The sequence below is a fragment of the Streptomyces huiliensis genome (assembly GCF_020037025.1).
Classification (GTDB): domain Bacteria; phylum Actinomycetota; class Actinomycetes; order Streptomycetales; family Streptomycetaceae; genus Streptomyces; species Streptomyces huiliensis.
In genome coordinates, this window is the sequence record NZ_JAIQLH010000524.1 from 1 (window position 1) to 1,321 (window position 1,321).

At 72.9% G+C, this 1,321-nt stretch carries 2 protein-coding genes; both read right to left on the reverse strand.

What is annotated here, in order from left to right:
* Positions 1–732 (reverse strand): sensor domain-containing protein (locus JNW98_RS35630; RefSeq protein ID WP_223772393.1); only part of this gene is annotated, 732 nt, incomplete at its 3' end.
* 216 nt (positions 733–948) lie between these two features.
* Positions 949–1,321 (reverse strand): sensor histidine kinase (locus JNW98_RS35635; protein WP_372459410.1); only part of this gene is annotated, 373 nt, incomplete at its 5' end.

Genomic DNA, 1,321 nt, shown 5'->3' on the forward strand with positions numbered 1-1,321 from the left:
GTCCTGCTCCAGCTCCGCGACCCGGACGGCCAGCTTCGAGGGGCTGAGCAGCGCCTTGACCAGCATCCGGTCCATGGTGGCCATGCCGTCGATCAGCCACGGGGTGACCAGGACGACGGCCAGGCCGACGGCGGAGGTGGCGGCGAGCTCGAAGGGGTTGTCGAGGTAGAGATCGTGGTCCCGGTCGCTGAAGACCTGCATGCCCGGCTGCCCCCACCACGTCGGGTACATCCACTGGTAGGCCGGGTAGAGGAAGAGGGACCAGCCCAGGAGCTGGAGCACCAGCGACACCGTGAACGCGCAGATCGCCCACGGCATCTGCACCACCGCGTAGACCATGTGCCGCCAGGACACCCCGCTCTTCAGCAGCGCCCACACCCAGCCCATGAACCCGCCGCCGCGGTTCTCCGCCTGGACGGGGAGCGGCGTCTCGACGTCCGCGCCCAGCAGCACCCGGGCCCGGGTGCGCTCGAACGCGCCCAGCAGCCGGGCTCCGGCGAGCCCGAGGGCCAGCACGGGCAGGCCGACGAAGGTGATCAGCAGGCCGAGGCCCAGCGAGACCGTGGTGACGGCCCAGGTGAAGCCGGCGATCGAGATCGGCAGGCTGAGCTGGAGGTACACGAACGCGCGCCAGGTGCGTCCGGACAGGGGCGCCCGCAGGACGAGCGGCAGCCGGTGGCGGCCGTGCGCCGGGTCGGCCGGGTGTCCGTGGTCTCGGTAGTCGATGGCCATCTCCAGGGTTCCTCTGTCCTCTGTCTTCCGCTGTCTTCCGCGTCCGTCCGTCGGAACCCGCCGGGCCTGCGTTGGCGGCCCTTCCGGGATCTCCCTGTGCGGGGATGACTCCAGGTTCTCCCGTAAGGGGAGGGTCGGGCCATGCGGTGGGTGGGTGTCCTCGGGGTGGGGTTCTCCCTACCCCGAGGACAGAAGGGGGGCCAGGGGGCGGCGCCGTCAGCTCCGGGAGCGCCAGGGCAGTTCGGCCGTGATCACCGTGGGCCCGCCGGCCGGCGACTCCACCTCGAACAGGCCGTCCACCGAGCCCAGCCGCTCCGCGAGCCCGGCCAGGCCGCTGCCGGTGGCCGTGGACGCGCCGCCCCGACCGTCGTCCCGCACCTGGAGCAGCAGCCGGTCGCCCGCCCGCCACACCTCGACCCCGGCGGTCCGGGCGCCGCTGTGCTTGCTGACGTTCTGGAGGAGTTCGGAGACGGTGAAGTAGGCGATGCCCTCGATCGCGGGCGCCGGCCGGCTGTCCAGCTCCACGTGGACGGCGACCGGGACCGTGCAGCGTCCGGCCACCGACGACAGGGCGGCGTCCAGGCCGCGG